The 15,794-nt window shown below is 73.6% G+C and carries 12 protein-coding genes; 2 read left to right on the forward strand and 10 right to left on the reverse strand.

What is annotated here, in order from left to right:
- Window positions 1-61 precede the first annotated feature (61 nt).
- From J2N69_RS02860 to J2N69_RS02905, 10 genes are all read right to left on the reverse strand, one after another.
- On the reverse strand, window positions 62-1,273 hold the full coding sequence (locus J2N69_RS02860) for a cupin domain-containing protein (protein ID WP_230899290.1): 1,212 nt from the start codon (window positions 1,271-1,273) through the stop codon (window positions 62-64).
- Window positions 1,270-2,238, reverse strand: a complete 969-nt coding sequence (locus J2N69_RS02865; RefSeq protein WP_230899291.1) for a thiopeptide-type bacteriocin biosynthesis protein — start codon at window positions 2,236-2,238, stop codon at window positions 1,270-1,272. The genes J2N69_RS02860 and J2N69_RS02865 overlap by 4 nt, the downstream gene beginning before the upstream one ends.
- Window positions 2,235-3,731, reverse strand: a complete 1,497-nt coding sequence (locus J2N69_RS02870; protein ID WP_230899292.1) for a nitroreductase family protein — start codon at window positions 3,729-3,731, stop codon at window positions 2,235-2,237. Before J2N69_RS02870 ends, J2N69_RS02865 begins: the two co-directional genes overlap by 4 nt.
- Window positions 3,732-3,774: 43 nt before the next feature.
- The gene (locus tag J2N69_RS02875) at window positions 3,775-5,712 is read right to left on the reverse strand and encodes a TOMM precursor leader peptide-binding protein (RefSeq protein WP_230899293.1); all 1,938 of its coding nucleotides are present in this window, start codon (window positions 5,710-5,712) and stop codon (window positions 3,775-3,777) included.
- The gene (locus J2N69_RS02880; protein WP_230899294.1) at window positions 5,709-7,574 is read right to left on the reverse strand and encodes a hypothetical protein; all 1,866 of its coding nucleotides are present in this window, start codon (window positions 7,572-7,574) and stop codon (window positions 5,709-5,711) included. The genes J2N69_RS02875 and J2N69_RS02880 overlap by 4 nt, the downstream gene beginning before the upstream one ends.
- Entirely contained in the window at window positions 7,571-10,114 is a 2,544-nt protein-coding gene (locus J2N69_RS02885; protein ID WP_230899295.1) for a lantibiotic dehydratase family protein, read from the reverse strand. The genes J2N69_RS02880 and J2N69_RS02885 overlap by 4 nt, the downstream gene beginning before the upstream one ends.
- Window positions 10,111-10,956 carry an ABC transporter permease gene (locus J2N69_RS02890; protein WP_230899296.1) on the reverse strand — a complete coding sequence of 282 codons (846 nt, stop codon included), beginning with the start codon at window positions 10,954-10,956 and terminating at the stop codon, window positions 10,111-10,113. The genes J2N69_RS02885 and J2N69_RS02890 overlap by 4 nt, the downstream gene beginning before the upstream one ends.
- Complete coding sequence (locus tag J2N69_RS02895; protein ID WP_230899297.1) at window positions 10,953-11,828, reverse strand: ABC transporter ATP-binding protein; 876 nt, start codon at window positions 11,826-11,828, stop codon at window positions 10,953-10,955. The genes J2N69_RS02890 and J2N69_RS02895 overlap by 4 nt, the downstream gene beginning before the upstream one ends.
- Window positions 11,825-12,799: a hypothetical protein gene (locus tag J2N69_RS02900; RefSeq protein WP_230899298.1), complete on the reverse strand. Its 975-nt coding sequence runs from the start codon at window positions 12,797-12,799 to the stop codon at window positions 11,825-11,827. The genes J2N69_RS02895 and J2N69_RS02900 overlap by 4 nt, the downstream gene beginning before the upstream one ends.
- 254 nt (window positions 12,800-13,053) lie before the next feature.
- Entirely contained in the window at window positions 13,054-13,662 is a 609-nt protein-coding gene (locus J2N69_RS02905; protein WP_230899299.1) for a hypothetical protein, read from the reverse strand.
- A gap of 224 nt (window positions 13,663-13,886) precedes the next feature.
- Here J2N69_RS02905 and J2N69_RS02910 point away from each other — a divergent pair, with 224 nt between their 5' ends.
- Window positions 13,887-14,060, forward strand: a complete 174-nt coding sequence (locus tag J2N69_RS02910; RefSeq protein WP_230899300.1) for a thiazolylpeptide-type bacteriocin — start codon at window positions 13,887-13,889, stop codon at window positions 14,058-14,060.
- A 75-nt stretch (window positions 14,061-14,135) separates the two neighbouring features.
- Window positions 14,136-15,791 carry a class I adenylate-forming enzyme family protein gene (locus J2N69_RS02915; protein WP_230899301.1) on the forward strand — a complete coding sequence of 552 codons (1,656 nt, stop codon included), beginning with the start codon at window positions 14,136-14,138 and terminating at the stop codon, window positions 15,789-15,791.
- Window positions 15,792-15,794 lie beyond the last annotated feature (3 nt).

A 15,794-nucleotide genomic window follows, 5' to 3' on the forward strand; every position in this document is an offset into this window, starting at 1 on the left:
CTGCCTGGCCGGGTGGAGCCGTCGTTGTTGATGACACGACGACCGGCGGTTCACGCGTCCCTCATGTGTGACTGCCGGAGGCCGGGGTGAGGACGCCCTCCGACTGGAGGCGGGCCAGGAGGTGGTCGCGCTGGGCGGGGTCGAGGGGCGGGGTGAGGCCCTTCGGGCGGAAGCGGTCGCGGGACAGGAGGTCGGCGAGGATCGGGGCCATCGTTGCCGGGACGGTGAGACCGCGAGCGCCAAGAGTGAGGACCAGGCGGTCTCCGCGGATCTCGGCTCCCAGTACGGCGTGTGCGTTCACCGCGTACTCGGTGTCCTCGTCCACGCCGTCGGCCAGGGCCTGCCGGAACGGGTGGCGCAGCGGGGACGGAAATTCGGGGGCGCCCGCCGCGCGGACCAGATCGACCAGTGCGGAGTCGTCCGCCCCGGTCAGCCAGTCGATCAGTTCGGCGCGCAGGGTGGCCATGTCCTTCTCGGCGGCCGACCGGTCCCGGAAGAAGTCCGTGCTGAGCGGGAAGCGGCCGGGCAGGTCCGTGGCCCGGTCGGCGATGCGGGTCCAGGCCCAGTGCCCGGTCCACTCGTAAAGGCTGATCGTGAGGTGGACGGAAGCGGTGTCGGTGCTGCGCGCCGAGTGGACCCAGCCCCGGGGGAGCCAGAGGCAGTCACCGGGTGTGAGGGTGAGGGTCCGGCCGGGCGCGCCGGCGGTGACCTTCCTCCCCGATTCGTGGCTGAGTGGTCGCGCGACCACGGGATCGCTCAAGGTCCAGCGCTTGCTGCCGTGGATCTGGACGATGAAGGAGTCCTGGGTGTCGTAGTGGTCGCCGAAGCCCTGGGAGCCGGCCGGTGTCACGTACGCGTTCACGTTGACCGGGCGGCCCAGGTCGTGGGCCAGGCGGCGGGCGAACTCGGCCAGGGGACCGGTCAGTTCCTGCAGGCCCTGGAAGACCAGCGTGGCCCCCTCGGCGAGGAGGCGGGAGATCTTGTGGGGGTCGGCGACGTCCGGGTAGAGCAGGCTCCGGTGCAGGCAGGCGGTGTCGGGCACCTGTTCGCCGTCGCGGATCACCCGGAACGCGGGTCTGCGCAGCGCTCGGTCGGTGAGCAGTTCGTCGATCGTGCCCAGGTCGAACAGGTCGGAGAAGTCGTCCGCGGCGCGGCGCATCCGGGGCTCCTCGGGCAGCCGTACGGCAAAGGCGGCCGGGTCCTCGACCAGGCGGCGGAGAGCGGTGTGGCGGGGCGCGGCCAGCGTCGGCTCGGCGCTGTCGGTGGGGGTCATCGGATGCTCCGGTCGGGGTCGGTGGTGTGGTGGGGCGCGAGCCGTGCGTAGGTGAGAAGTTCGTCGGCGATGCCGAGGCCGAGCCGGTTGTGCAGCATGTGGAGGTGGGAGAAGAGAATCCGGCCCGGCTGAACGTCCGGGCTCTGCCGCCAGATGCCGAGGGACGCCGTCAGCTCCCGCTGCCAGAGGGCCAGCGGTCCGGTGCCGGCCTCGGCGGAGGCGAGGGCCGCCCGCGTCTGCTCCGCCTCGCCGGGTCCGCTGCCCGCTGCCGCCGTCCAGCGGTCCACCTCGTCGGCCGGATACCCGTAGCCCAGCAGCCAGCGCCGCCACGAGGCGAGACCGTGTGCGCAGAAGGCGTCCGCCTCGGAGCTGCCGCCGAGTGCGGCCGTGGCGCCCGCGGCCGCGGTGAGAGCGAACAGGGCGCGGGCGCGGCGTCCACGCGGCCGGGAAAGGAAGGCCAGGACGAGCGTGCTGGAAAGGGTGAACAGGGATTCGGACAGGGGCATCAGCGCCTCGCCGCCGTAGCGTTCGTACTCGGGTTCGTAGACGGCCTCGTACACCCCTGCGGGCAGCGGGGGTGCGCCTGGGGGCAGGGCGGAGCCGGCCTCGCCGGCCGAGGCGAGGCGCTGTGCCTCTTGCCCGAAGGCGGTGTCGGTCAGCGGTTCCTCGCCGTCCCGCAGGACCGTGGTGTCGGTCAGGGCCTCCCGGAGGCGGAGTTCCGTCGCGCGTGCCCGCTCCGGTTCCAGGCCGGCGATGCGCAGCCGCAGGTGCGGTCCGGCTTGCCAGTAGCGTACGAAGAACCAGGGCAGGCCCGGGAGTTGCTCGATGGCGGGGGCGATGGCTTGGCTCAGGACGCGGTCGTGGACGGATTGCGCGGTCGAGGGCAGGTGGAGGTGCCAAGCCGTCCATGCGGGACGTTCGGCCGTGTGGGTCGAGTGCGCCGCGCTGCGGCTCGCTTCGCTCACAGCCGCATGTCCCATACCTGCTCGGTGAAGCGGCCGGTGCCGCTGATGACGGAGAGCAGGATGGTCTCGTCGGGCTCCAGACCGAGGAGTCGCTGGGTGGGAATCTCGTCGAAGGCGCGTGCCGGGCGCGCGTACAGGCCGTGTGCCGCGGCGGACAGGGACAGGCCCTGCGTCATCCAGCCGGCCGCGTACTGCGCGAGCGGCCATCCGGCGGGGCCGAACTCCTCGACGAGGTGGCGGGGGCGGGCGGTCAGGAACCACAGGGTCGTGGCATGGCGTACGTCGCAACCGTTGCCCGGGGTGAGCGGATAGCCGTACTCGCGCTCCAGTCGGGCGTGCAGTCCGGGACCCGTGGTGTCCCGGGCCGAGATACCGGTGTCGTGCACCTCGTAGTGGCCGTCCTCGAAGCCGTCCACGTCCTGGACGACGGCGGTGACGCGGATCGCGTCGGCCACCGCGCGCAGCAGCCCCGGTGGTGGCACGCGGAGCCAGGCTGCGGCGTCGGTGAGCGCGGTGGACGGGACGCGGCGGCGTCTGCCGTTCATTCCGGAGAGGCGGCGGGGCATCCGCCCGGCCGTCCGTTCGAAGAACACCTCGGCCCAGGAGAGATCGTGCCGGTCCGGCAGGTCGGGTATCGCCCCGGTCAGGGGCGCGGCCGGCACGGCGGCCTGTTGGGCGCGGTTGACGGAGACCACCTCGGCGAGGGCCGGGTCCGGCGGGACGGGCTCGGTCGCGGCGACGGGCGGGGAGCCTTCCGGTCCCACACCGGCAGGCAGGGAGCCTTCCGGTCCAGTGCCCGCAGGCCCCGCCGTCTCGACCACGAGCGGCAGGGTCCACTCCCATGTGGGGGCCAGTCCGAGCCGGGCCAGCAGCTCCGGGCCATCGGCGCCCGGGAGCCGCAGGGACCCGTTCACGGCGAACAGCTCCATGCCGGCGGCCAGGGCCCGTAGGTTGATGCCCAGTTCCAGCTCGGTCAGCGGCCCGCGCAGCGGACGGTAGTAGTCGGGCAGGTGTGTGAACCGCCCGGCGAGAACGACCGACGTGGGCTCGTCGGCCGGGCCGGGGGCCGTCATCTCCAGCAGGGCGTGCCGGCCCACGTCCACCAGCTGTCGGCGGCCTTGCCCGGTGACGAAGGCGTGGACGGGGAACTTGCTGCGCACCGAGGCGTAACCACGGTGGTCGTTGTACGGGTTGGACGGCTCGCGGCGCTGGATGCCGAAAGCCGCGACGAGCGCGTGCCCGAGCCGCTGGTCCGCCGTGGCCGCCGGGTCCGCCGCGACCCCGCGCCGTGGGTAAGGCAGGTCCGCGAGGTAGTCGTGGGTGCCCCGGGGCAGCGGTGTCCGGCGTTCGGGCAGAGCACCGGCCGGCAGCAGGCCTGCCGTGGTCACCGGGTTCTCGGTGACTCGGATCGGGGCGGTGACCAGGGCGTTTCCGGCGCCTTGGGAGAAGGCGAACCGCAGGACGTCCCGGGGTGACGGGGACAGGGCAGCCATGAACGATCTCCTGGAGGTGTGGTCCGGTCGGGGCGGTTCGATGTCAGGGGAAGGGGTGGGGGTCGTAGGGGGCGGTGGCTCCAGAACGCCCCTCCTCGGCCAGGGCGCGTTCCAGCCGGGGAAGACCCGTCAGCCTTTGCTGGGCGTGGCCGAAGCACATCGGGACGATGCCGGGCACCACCGCTTTGGCCACCGCCAGCCCCAGGTCGGCGTGTTCCCGGGTGGTCTGGTCGACGACTACGACGGTGTCGAGTCCCGCGGCCGCGAACAGCCGCTCCGTCCACCGCAGGGCGCCGAGCACGTCGCCGCCGGCCTCCGAGCGGAACCGCTCCGCCGCGCCGGGGAACGCCTCGTCCAGGCCGACGGCCGGACCGCCCAGCACCGAGGTGATCCGGGGCAGCGTCTGCGGCAGGGAGTACAGGACGTAATGGTCCTTCAGTACGTCGACCTGGTAGGGGTCCGCCAGCAGCCGTTCGGCGTCCGCCCGTTCCCAGTCGACGGGTTCGCGGACCAGCTGGGCCAGTTCCCACAGTGCGCCGCGCACCGCGTCGGCCGGGTCGATGCCCGAGCCGGCCGCGGACCAGGTCGCCGGGAAGCCGCCCTCGCGGTGCACGGCCAGCGCCCAGACGGCCGGTATCCCGATGTCCTGGGTGATCACCAGCAGATGGGCGTCGTAGCCACGGGCCTCGATGCTGTCGAGCAGCATCCGGCTGACCGGGTCGTCCAGGGACCTCGGGTCCACGGCCGGCAGCGGTCGGGCGCGGTGGAAGGCCAGCAGGAAGGCGTCACGCTCCGCCAGTTCGAACAGTGAGTGCAGCGTGGCCTCCTCAAGGCTGGCTCCCAGGGCGCAACCGCTGGAGGACTCGGGCTGGAAGTGCCTGCGGCGGCGGTCGGCCGGGGCCCGGCGTGCCCGGTGGCGGGCCATCCGCTCGGTGTACTCGTACTGGTAGAAGCCCACTTCGGCCGGGACGAGCAGGGGTTCGCCGTCCCTCAGCCGGTGGCCCCACACCCAGTCGCGCGGGGTGGTCGCGTCGCCGGGCAGCACCCGGCTCATGGGGTGTGCCAGCTGTTGGGGCGTGTACTGGCCGAGGGAGGCGGGGTCCAGGGCCCGGTCGCGCAGGTCCTCGTAGGGGGTGTCGGTCAGCACGGCGCCGTGGTGGGGGAAGCCCGCGAGGCGTTCGTACACCTCCAGCACCGCGAGCGGCTCCGACCGGTCGAAGTGCGGGGCGCGCCCGTACCCCCAGGCCTTCGCGTCGGGGTGGACGGCGCTGCTCATCGCGAACGGCGCGTTCGTGTCCCGGATGACGCCGAGGACCGGTCCGAAGCGGGGGTCGACGACTTGTTCGCGCAAGGAGGAGCGGTCGAGCAGGGTGCGGCCCCGCAGGCTGCGAACCGGGTTGTGCGGTTCCGCCGGGCGGGAGGCCGGCTGCCAGCGCGGCGGCGGGCAGGATACGTCGACCGGGACGGCCGGTGGACCGCCGCACACGGGACACGCGAGGCTGCGGCGCACCCGGTGACGACCGCTGCGCGGGCCGCCGACGGCGCGCAGCTCGCCAGGGGCGGGCAGCGTGTCCAGCAGCGACCGTACGGCCGCCTCCAGCAGTTCGGGAAGGAAGGGGGACTCGTCGCCGGGCAACCGGCACGGCACCTCGAACTCCTCGACCAGCGGGTGGTCGGCGGCGATGCGCAGCCGCGCCTCGGCGCAGCCGGCGCAGCCGGAGGGTGTGCCGGGTACCCACAGGGGTCCGACGAGCGCCTCGGCGCCCAGGAGTCGCACAGACAGGTGTGGGCGGTGCGCTCGGGCGGCTGCCGCCCACTGTGCCGTCTCCCATGCCAGGTCCCAGCCGGCGTTCACCGACACGGTGGCCCCGGTGCGTTCCGCCAGCGGGTGCAGCATGGCCACGAGGTGCGCGGTGCGGCCGGGGTCGGCCGTCAGGCCGGGGCCGGCCTCGACCCGCGGGGCCGGTGCGGGGGCGATCATGCGGCGCTCACCCGGCCGTGCCGGAACGGAAGGTCCCCGAGTACCGGGTCGCGGCCCGCGGGGCGCCCGGTGAACTCCAGGCCGGTCGCGGCGGCGTACGCGGTCACCTCGGCCCGCAGCGCGGCCACGGCGGAGCTCTCCGCGCTCTCCAGGGCGTCGGTGGCGGGTCCGTCGCCGACGAGGTCGGTTCCGCGCGCCGCGCGGGTGCGGACCCGGGCCAGCGCGTCCGCGAGGGCGTCGGCGACCGCGTGGTCGGCGTCCGGCCCCCAGGCGGCGGACAGCGGGGCGCCGTCCTGGGTGCGGACCCGGGCCAGCGGCCAGGACAGCCCGGGAAGTTCGTACAGTTCGATGTCGGGTTCGACGCCTTCGTAGTCCGCCAGCACCCGCCACAGCCCTCGGGGGTGGGCCCCGAGCGCGTCGAAGTCCACCGGGCGGGCCGCCGGTCCGGTCCGGGCGGCCAGCAGGCGCAGGGCGCCGTCCAGGAGCCAGCGCTCGGCGGTGGTGCCCGCCGCCGCTACGCCCTCGGAAAGGCTCTCGGGCACGGCGTCGGACACGGTGGCGCGCAGCACCGCCAGCGCGGCCTGGAGGGCGGCCTGTTGCTGGTTGCCGCCCCGGCCGACGACGGTCCGCGTGCCGCCGGAGCAGGGCCGGGCCTCGGCCAGCGCGACGGGGAGTTGCGGCAGGTCGTAGGCGGTGGGCAGGGAGTACAGGCCGGTCCATGGACGGGCCAGCGATGCGACGGCTTCGGCGGTCGCTTCGGCTGCCGGGGCGGGTTCGGCGGGGACGTCTGTGAGGGCGTGGCGGCGGGCGTCCGGGTTGTTCGGGTGCGCGGGCGCGTCGAGGCGGTCGGCGGCCGGTTCGTCGCCGTGCACGATGTACGCCTCTCCTGGGTCCGCCCCGGTGGTCAGGGCGTGGAACACCGCCCGCCCGGCCAAGGCTCCGGCGAGGGCGTCCCCGACGGGGCGGATGACCGGTACGGCCCGCTCGGCCGCGGCCCAGTCGGCGGCGCGCCGGTGCAGGGCCGTCCGGTGCGCGGCTGCCACCGGACCGTCGAGCACCGGGCCCACCAGCGTGAACGCCTCGGCGAAGGCGACAGGCACCACCGGCCGCCCCGGGGGCAGCTGGGCGAGCCGTGCTGCCCAAGCGTCCGTGGTCTCGGCGTTCCCGGTGGTCTTGCTGTTCTCGGTGCTCTCGGTGCTCTCGGTGCTCTCGGTGCTCTCGGTGCTCTCGGTGGTCTTGGTGTTCTCGGCGTTCTCGCCCGCCACCGCGTGGCACAGGACGTACGCGTCCGCCTCCCCGCCGAGGGGCAGCGGGCCGTCCGTCGGCGCGCCGGTCAGCTCGTAGGTCGCGGCCCCGAGCCGGCGTGCCGTCGCCGCGACGGCCCGCGGGTCGGGAACGGCGAGGACCAGCCGGCCGACACCCGCCCGCGCCAGGCCGCGGGCGGCCGGTTCTACGGCTTCCGGCGGCCCGCACAGCACGACGGTCGCGGCCCTCAGCGTCGCGAAGTGACGGTAGGGGTCGTCGCTCACCGTCTCCAGCTCGGCCAGCGCGCCCGCGTGGCGTCGGCGCTCTTCGGCCGAGGGCGGCTGCGCGGTGAAGCGGGCCGGGTCGAGCAGCAGGCCGTGGCCCTCGAAGGTCTTCAGCAGCAGCTGCACCACCGGCCGGGCCCGCTCGGTGCCGAGCGCGGCGACCAGATCGTCTTCCGTCGCGCCGTCCTCCAGGGCGGGCACGCACACGTCGGCGACGCCGAACAGCGCCTGCGGCCCCCGCAGGACGAACTGGCCCCGGGCCGAGCCGAAGTAGACGCCGCTCTGCACGGGTGCGTAGTGCAGCCCAGGACGCAGTTTTCTCAGTTTCCTCAACGTGTTTCCTCCGCCATGTACGTGAACCGGCCTCCCGGGTCCCGTCCGATCTCCACCACCCACTCGAAGGCGTGCGCCGACGCGCCGACCCCCGGCAGGGCTTCCTCCACGAAGCCCGTCCCGCCCCGCTCCAGCATTCGGGGCAGCACCCGCGCCATGAGCGCGCTGCGCAGGTCGGCGTATTGCGGCTTCTGCCTCCGGCGGTCCTGCGCCGCGGCTCGCCGGGTCGGGTCGGCGACCGTCTTGAAGACCACCTCGGGCGGTACGCCGTGCCGGGCCCGCCATGCGCTCAGCGCGAGCAGCCGGTCGGCGTCGCCGGGGCCGGCCGCGAGGGCCTCGCCGAGGTCCTCCCCCGCGTACCAGCGGCGCCTGGACAGCACCACGTCGCCGGCGGCGAGCCGCGGGTAGCCGTGCGTGGCGCGTGGGTCGGCGCCCGCGAGCCGGTGGCGGGCGCCGACCACGTCGTTGACCAGCCGGCCGCCGCTGAGCAGCCAGGTCGCGATGCGCAGCGGGGCCGGGTACAGCTCAGGGAACCCGGCGCCCAGGGTGACGACCCGCAGCTCGCGGCCGTCAGGGCCCTCCACCAGCAGTCGGCCTGCCCCCGGGTCGTGGACCAGGCGCAGCCCGTACCAGTCGTCCGCGCGCAACCCGTCGGGGAGAACGGGCGGGTGCGCGTTCACGTTGAGGCGATGCAGGCCGAGATCCTCGACGACGGCCGCGCCGTCGTGGCCGTAGCGGGCGGTGAGCCGGTCCCTCAGGCGGCGGGCGGCCCGGCCGCCGGCTTCGGCGTCGGCGGCCAGGAACCGTCCGTAGAGCATTCCGTGGCCCGCGTAGGCGTCGTTGACGACCAGCCGGTCTCCGGCCGGCTGGACCAGAACTCCGTACGAGACGGGGTCCCGGCGCAAGGGTTCGGGCAGGTCGGCGGCGAGCCCGGACAGTTCGGAGGGCTTCCACAAGAGCTCCTCGTCGGCCGGGCGGCACCGCGCCAGGTCCGAGTGGAGTGCGGCCATGGCCTGTTCCCGCAGGTCGCGCAGGGCCTCCAGGCATCCGTCGGCCGGTCCGAGGCCCCGCTCGCCGTGGACCCGGTAGCGCATCTCCCGGTCGTACACCTCGCGCACCAAGCCGTCGGCGTGTTCGCACAGAGGCACGCTTGCCCCGGCACCGAAGCGCGCGGTGAACGCGGCCGTGAGCAGTTGCCGCACGTCGTGCATGCGGTCGAACAGGCTCTGGAACTCCACGATGTGGGCCAGGTCGGCCAGCTGCGGCCGCCACTGCCGGGTGGTGAGCGCGACCGGGGGTGCGACGTAGTCCTCCTCGACGAGCGCGGTGGCGGGGCGGCCCGCCGCACGGCTCAGCTCCGCTGCCGCTCCCCGTACGGCGGACAGGAGCGCTGCCCGTTCGGCGGCGGGGGCGTCGGCCAGCCGCGGCAGTTGCTCCCGGACGGTGGCCAGGTGTCCGTGGACCTGGTCCGCTCCGGGCCCCTGCGGCGGGGATAGCGGATCGGCGTGCCACTCCTCGGGGCCCGCGGCGGTGCACAGGATGCCGACGCGCAGGGCGCCCATGACGGTGCTCAGCGCCTCGGGGATGCTCAGGTCGAGGACGCGGGCCGCGTCGGCGGCGACCGCGGAGATGGGGCGGGGGCCCATGGCGGTGATCCGGAGCATGACGTGCAGGGCGTCGCTCGGCGGGGCGGCCAGCAGCCGCACTCCCCCGTCGGTGGCGCGCAGGAAGGTGTAGCGGCCCGTTTCGGGGTCGAGTTCGGCCGTCGGGGGCCGGCAGACCCAGCTGTCGGGTCCGGGCAGGCGGCTCGTCGCCCCCGGCAGCCCGGCGGCGACATGGTCGGCCATGACCCGGTCCAGGGACAGCTGCGGTACGGCGCCGGTGAAAGCGACCTGCTCCGGGCCGTTGCCGTGTTCGCCGGGCACCGCGAGGGCGACGGCGGTGAAGCGGGAGAGCGGGCTGGTGCGGACCAGAGCGCGGGTGACGTATTGCAGCAGGCCCCGTTCGGACTTGCGCACGCGGGCGGCGGGTGTGCCGGGCAGGGTCATGGCCTGCCGGTAGCGCTCCGCCGCGCTGTCGACCTCGGGGGCCAGCAGCGCCAGGGAGCGGCGCAGGTCCTCGTCACCCAGGAACCCGGCGAGTACGCGACGTTCGCGTGCGATGGCTTCGTCGTGCGTGTCGCGTACCTCTTGGCGCAGCCGTGCCAGCCGCGTCCGGGCGGCCTCCCACCGGGATATGGCCGGTGCGAGGGACGGGTCGACAGCTCGTGCGAGTGAGCCGGGGGTTCGGCCGTTGTGGATGGCTCGGCGCAGGGCGACGAGCCGGGCCCGCTTCTCCCCAGGTGTCCGGCCGATGCGTGCGTAGAGCTGGTCGGAGCAGACGTCTGCCAGCGCGGCCGTCTCGCGTTCCGCCTCGGTGAGCCGGGAGATGAGGGCCGCCAGCGCTTCGTCGGCCAGGGAGGCTCTGCGCAGGGGGTTGATGCGGAGCATCCATACGGGCTCGGCGCCGGGGCCGGTGGATGCGGGGTGGGTTGCGGTCATGACAGGCCCTTTCGCAAGAGGCGCCGCTGCGCCAGGACGCACAGCACGAGCCCTCCCACCGTCCAGGCGAGGAGTGCCAGGCTCAGGCGCTCCAGTTCCCAGGCGTGCGCCGGCTCCGCGGCGGCCAGGGTGTCGGGCAGCAGGGCCGCGCGCATGCCCTGCGCCAGCCACTTGAGCGGGAACAGCGCGCCCACCTGCTGGAGCGCGTCCGGCAACTGCCCGAACGGGTAGTAGACGCCCGAGACGAACTGGAGGAGGACGAACGGGAACTGGAGCACGGCGCCGATGCCCCTGCGGTCGGTGACGAGGGAGCCCACCCCGATGCCGAGGAAGCAGTTGGCCAGCACTCCGAGGACGAACACCCACAGCAGGAGCGCCCAACGGCCGGGGGACGCGGGCGGGACGAATCCGAAGGCGGCCCAGGCCACCGCGAGCACGAGGACCAGTTGCACGGCGCAGAGGGCGAGCACCAGCAGGGCCTTCGACCAGAAGTACGCGCTCGGGCTGAGGGGTGTGCCGCGCAGCCGCTTGAGGGTGCCGTCACCGCTCTCCAGGGCCGTACCGATGGCGAGGGTGTTGAAGGCGGCGGACATCACGCCCGAGGCCAGCACACCCGCCACCACCACGTCGTGGACGGGTACGGAGGTGCCGGGCACGGAGCCCTTGAAGAGCGTGCCGAACAGCAGCATCAGGGCCAGGGGCAGCAGCGTGCCGAAGACGAGGGCGGTGCGGTTGCGGAAGAAGACGCGGATCTCCGCCCGGCCGCGCAGCAGCCCGGTGCGGACAGCGCCGGGAAGGGGGCGGTCCCGGGCAGCCCGGTGGGCGGCGGGGAGTGTGTTCATGTGCCTGTGCTCTCAGACGAGTGGTCGATCAGTCGCAGGTAGCGGTCCTCCAGGGACGGCCGCCGGATCTCCAGGTCCGGTACGTCGGCCCCGAGCCGCGCCTGGAGAGCGGCAAGGAAGCCGGGGACGTCGTGGGTCACCGCCCGGTGTGCCCGGCTCCCCTCCCGCCAGCGGATCTCGCTTCCCGCGTCGGCGGAACCGAGATCCCGCGGTGCGGAGACGCTGATGACCCGGCCCGCGCGCAGCACGGCGACGCGGTCGGCGAGCCGTTCCGCCTCGTCCAGGTAATGGGTGGTCAGCAGGACGGATGTGCCCGCTTCCTTGAGCCGCTTGATGACGCTCCACAGCTCGCGCCGGGCCTCGGGGGCGAAGCCGGTCGTCGGTTCGTCCAGGAAGAGCAGCGCGGGCCGGCCGGCGAGGGCCAGCGCCACGTCCAGTCTGCGGCGCTGACCGCCCGACAACGTGGCCACCAACTGCTTGGGCCGGTCGGCGAGGCCCACGAGGTCGAGGAGTTCACCGACGGGGACGGGGTCGGCGTAGTACCGCCCGATCTGGTCGGTCAGTTCACCGACGCGCCAGTACCCGTGGTCGGTGGAGTTCTGCGGGACGATCCCGATCCGGTTGCGCCAGGCACGGCCGGCGGTCGCCGGGTCGGCTCCGAGCACGTGGACGGTGCCGGCCGTGCGCAGCCGGTGGCCTTCCAGGATCTCGACGGCGGTGGTCTTGCCCGCCCCGTTGGGGCCGAGCAGACCGAAGACCTCGCCCCTGCGGACCTGGAAGGAGATGCCGTCCAGGGCGGTCCGGTCGCCGTAGCGTTTGACGACGTCGATGACCTCGATGGCCGCCTCGCAGGGGACGTTCTCCGCACTCACGCGGCGGCCTCCGCCCCATGCCGCTGGCGCCCGGAGAGGCGTTCCTGCCAGGTGACGCCGGTGACGTCGTCCACGGTCTCGGCGATCGCGTGGCACAGGTAGTACCGCATCATCGGTGAGACGCCGAAGAGGGGCAGTTGACGGTAGAAGAGGTTGATCATCAGCCGGTACGCCAGGAACCAGGGGGCACCGCGATCGGTGACGCCCGCCTCCGCGACGGCCGTGTGGAAGGCGCTGCGCGGTTCCTCCTCCCCGGCGTCGTCCTGGACGCCGGCCAGGGAGTCGAGCAGCGCCGGGGTGGTCTCCCCGTGCACGGCCGAAGCCTCGAAGAGGCCGGCACCGTACGACAGCGCCGAGCGCCACAGGGCTGCCTCGGCACTCTCTCCGCCGGACAGCGCCCGTTCGACGACGGGGCGCAGGACGCCGCTCTCCGCGTCGAGCCGCCGCCGGAACGCGGAACGGGGGTCCGCTCCAGGACCCGCCCAGACGAAGAAGGCCTCCGCGTGGGAACGGAAGGAGAAAACGCCGTGCGGTGCCCCGAAGGGGTGCACCGAGGCGAGCGCGGTGAAGGCCTCCGCCATCCGCTGCAGCGCGGTCCCCGGGTCCCGGGACAGGGACTCCAGGCAGTGCACGACGGGCGCCGTCATCCGCGCCAGGGCCAGCTCCCGCAGCGGCATGACCCGGTCGGGCCAGCCGAGCCCGGCTTCGGCCGCGGGCACGTAGGTGACCGTGCCGTGCGCCGCCAGGGGGAGGTAGGGCGGCCCGACCTGTTCCAGCCGACCGAATTCGCGTGCCTGTGCGAGATAGGCCCGTTCGGTCAGGGGCTCCTGGGTGCCGATCGCGGGAGCCTGGGGGCGGTCGGCCAGGGCCTTCCAGGGGAGGGGGCCGGACGGGCCGGGGCGGGCGATGACGTCGACGTGCGGCCCGTGCAGCCAGCCGCGTTCGAGATATACGACGGGTGCGCCGTGCACTGTCCGCAACTCACGGACCAAAGGCACGAGCTGGGCCGCCGCCCATCTCGGAGTCATGGGAACCCTGCTGTACAGACGAATTCCTACGGGGTCCTCGACACCGTCTTCCATGTTCACCGTCACGCCTTCCTCTTTCACGGCGAAATTGTGTCCGCCGGGAAGAAGGAGACTCGGCCGCTTCTTGATTTCCCTGACACTTGTCACGGAGCGCGTGACAAGTGTCATTTGGCCAGGAAGTCCGGCAGGGGCGGCGATTACCCCTGCCGACGGGCCGGCGCCCGCAGTCCGGTGGCCAGGACGGCTGCCCACAGCGCTCCCGCGCAGCCGAGGCCGGGCAACGCCTGCCAGATCCACGGGGTCGTGTCCGGGGCCGCCAGGGCCAAAGTGATGGTCACGGCGACCACCCCGACCATCACCGCGCCCAGCAGGCGCAGCAGGGGTGCGTCGAGCACACGGGCCAGCGGGAAGAAATGTCCGCCGACGACGAGAGCAGCCCAGGAGAAGGCCAGTTGGGGCGTGTCGAGCCGACTGTTCATCAGCCCGGCGCCCACGCCGAGCAGTACGGCTTGGACCACGATCAGCCGGACGAACGCGCGTCCGCGCGGCTGCGGGGCACCGACCGGAGGTGAGGCCGGCCGGCTGCGGGCACGCAGTACGGCGAAGGCCACGGCGACAGCGAGCACGGTCCCCGCCGCCGCCACGGCTCGGCGGGGGCCACCATGCAGCGCACCGAGGCCGACGAGGAACCACACCCCTCCGAAGACCGCCCCGACCAACGGGCCACGACCTGCTCCGGGATTTCGCCGGGCCGGTGCGACCGTCACGCCGCGAGGAGCGCGTCCGGTGTGAGAATTCAAGTCCATAGGGGGCCTCCTGTTCGCGGGTCTGCGCGTCACTCTAAGTCCCCGGCCGCGCTCCCCTACCGCAGAAAAATCCTTGGGGAGGATTTCAATGACGTTTGTCATGCAAGTCGTGAGCAATGTCAGAAAAACCTTCCCGCTCGTTTCGGCCGGGCCCGTCGCCGGTGCACCATCGGCTCGCCGGTCCGAATACGGGCCGCATTCGAATGATTGAAAGGAACACCGTCATGGCGAACACCGCCGCGCTTGCCGACCTCGACCAGCTCTTCACCTCGTTCGACATCGAGGAGCTCGAGGTCCTGGACGTCGCCGACGGCGTCGCACTGCCGGAGATGGGCGCTTCGTCCGGCAACGCGCTGTGCTGCTCCTCGTCCTCCTCCTCGTCGTCGTCCTGCTGCTGACCGAACGACCCACTCCGGACCGTCCGGCGGCTCCGCCCGCCGGACGGTCCGGACACCGGAGCCCGGAGGAGAAACGTGATCCCGCAGTCGTCCGCCCGGGAGCACTACGTCTGCCGCATCCTCGACGTGCTGGCCGCCGCACCGGACAGCGTCGCGGTGCGTTGGCGCCGGCTGGAAGTGACAGGGCGCCGGCTGCGCGCGGCGGTCCTGCGCTGCCGCGACGAGCTCATGGCAGCCGGCCTGGCTTCCGACCCCCCGGCAGGGACGGCGGCGCCCGCCGTCGGCCTCCTCGCCGAGAGCAACCACCCGGCCCTGCTGTCCAACCGCTACGCCGCCCACCTGCTCGGTGCCACCGTGGTCCACCTGCGCTCCACCAACCCCGGACCCGATGGCCCGGCGCTCGACGCGGACGCCCAGGCGGCCATCCTCGCGGAGAACGGAGCGGGCATCCTCGTCGTGGACCCCCCGCACGTCGAGCACGCCACCGCCATCCGCGCCCGCCTCCCCCACCCCCTGAAGGTGATCGTCACCGGGCACTTCCCGGACGCCGACGGGCCACGGCCCGTACCGGACCCGGCGCCGGCTCCCGTCCCCGGGGCGCTGCACCGGGCCACCGTCGTCACGTACACCAGCGGCAGCACCGGGCTGCCCAAAGGCGTGTGCCAGCCGCTCACCGCCTGGAACGACCTGGTCCTCGACGACGCGGTCCAACTCGCCGCCGAGAACCCGGTGATGCTCGTCGTGACGCCGCTGAGCCACGCGGCGGGCCCCATGGCCGACAGCGTGCTGTGCGCCGGCGGGTCGCTGGTCCTGCACGAGCGGTTCGACGCCCGAGCGGTGCTCACCGCCATCGGCGCGTACGCGGTCACCCGCACCTATCTGGCCGTGCCGCACCTGTACGACCTGCTGGACCACCCCGACCTGCCGCACACCGACCTCGGCCCGCTCCGCGCGCTGATCTACAGTGGCTCACCCGCCTCCACCGAGCGGCTCGTCCGCGCCCGGCAGGCCTTCGACGCGCGCCTGGTGCAGTGCTACGGCACGACGGAAGCGGGCCGCATCACCGTGCTCGAACCGGTGGACCACTGGGAACGAGAGCTACTGCCCTCGGCCGGCCGGCCGTTCCCCGGGGTGGACGTCCGAGTCTGCGCCCCGGACGGTGACACCGAGCCGCTGCCCGACGGGAGCACGGGCGAAGTGCTGGTCCGGTCACCGCAGATGATGTCCCATTACCTCGGCGACCCGGAGCTGACCGGCCGGGTCCTGCACAACGGCTGGCTGCGCACGGGCGACCTCGGCCGCTGGGACGTCTTCGGCTACCTGCACCTGGTGGGCCGGCTGGGCGGCGTCATCAAGACCGCCGGGGTCAAGGTCCGCCCGGACGAGGTGGCCCGGGCCCTGCTCGCCACCGGGGCCGTTGAGGCGGCCGAGGTCCACCGGGTGGTGGACGCGGACGCGGGCGAGCACGTCGGCGCCGCGGTCACGGCCTCCCGTCCGGGCGAGGACCCGTACGCGCTGCTGGCCCGCCTCACGGCAGCTGTGGCGGAACGCCTGTCACCGGCGCACGCGCCCTCCCGGATCGCCCTGTGGTCCCGGATACCGCTGACCGACAACGGCAAACCCGACCGGTGGCGCATCGGCGCTCCCGAAGGCGACCCGGACGTGATCGCCGTGGCGGGACCCCTGACCCCTCTTGCTCGCACCACCCGATACACCCAGAACACGAGGTAAGAC

The organism is Streptomyces huasconensis, assembly GCF_021028635.1.
In the GTDB taxonomy this organism is placed as follows: Bacteria; Actinomycetota; Actinomycetes; order Streptomycetales; family Streptomycetaceae; genus Streptomyces; species Streptomyces huasconensis.

Bases quoted from the DNA above. Each gene is read 5' to 3' on its own strand.
- J2N69_RS02875 (WP_230899293.1), bottom strand. From the start codon at position 5,712: ATGATCGCCCCCGCACCGGCCCCGCGGGTCGAGGCCGGCCCCGGCCTG.
- J2N69_RS02860 (WP_230899290.1), bottom strand. From the start codon at position 1,273: ATGACCCCCACCGACAGCGCCGAGCCGACGCTGGCCGCGCCCCGCCAC.
- J2N69_RS02910 (WP_230899300.1), top strand. From the start codon at position 13,887: ATGGCGAACACCGCCGCGCTTGCCGACCTCGACCAGCTCTTCACCTCG.
- J2N69_RS02890 (WP_230899296.1), bottom strand. From the start codon at position 10,956: ATGAACACACTCCCCGCCGCCCACCGGGCTGCCCGGGACCGCCCCCTT.
- J2N69_RS02885 (WP_230899295.1), bottom strand. From the start codon at position 10,114: ATGACCGCAACCCACCCCGCATCCACCGGCCCCGGCGCCGAGCCCGTA.
- J2N69_RS02905 (WP_230899299.1), bottom strand. From the start codon at position 13,662: ATGGACTTGAATTCTCACACCGGACGCGCTCCTCGCGGCGTGACGGTC.
- J2N69_RS02870 (WP_230899292.1), bottom strand. From the start codon at position 3,731: ATGGCTGCCCTGTCCCCGTCACCCCGGGACGTCCTGCGGTTCGCCTTC.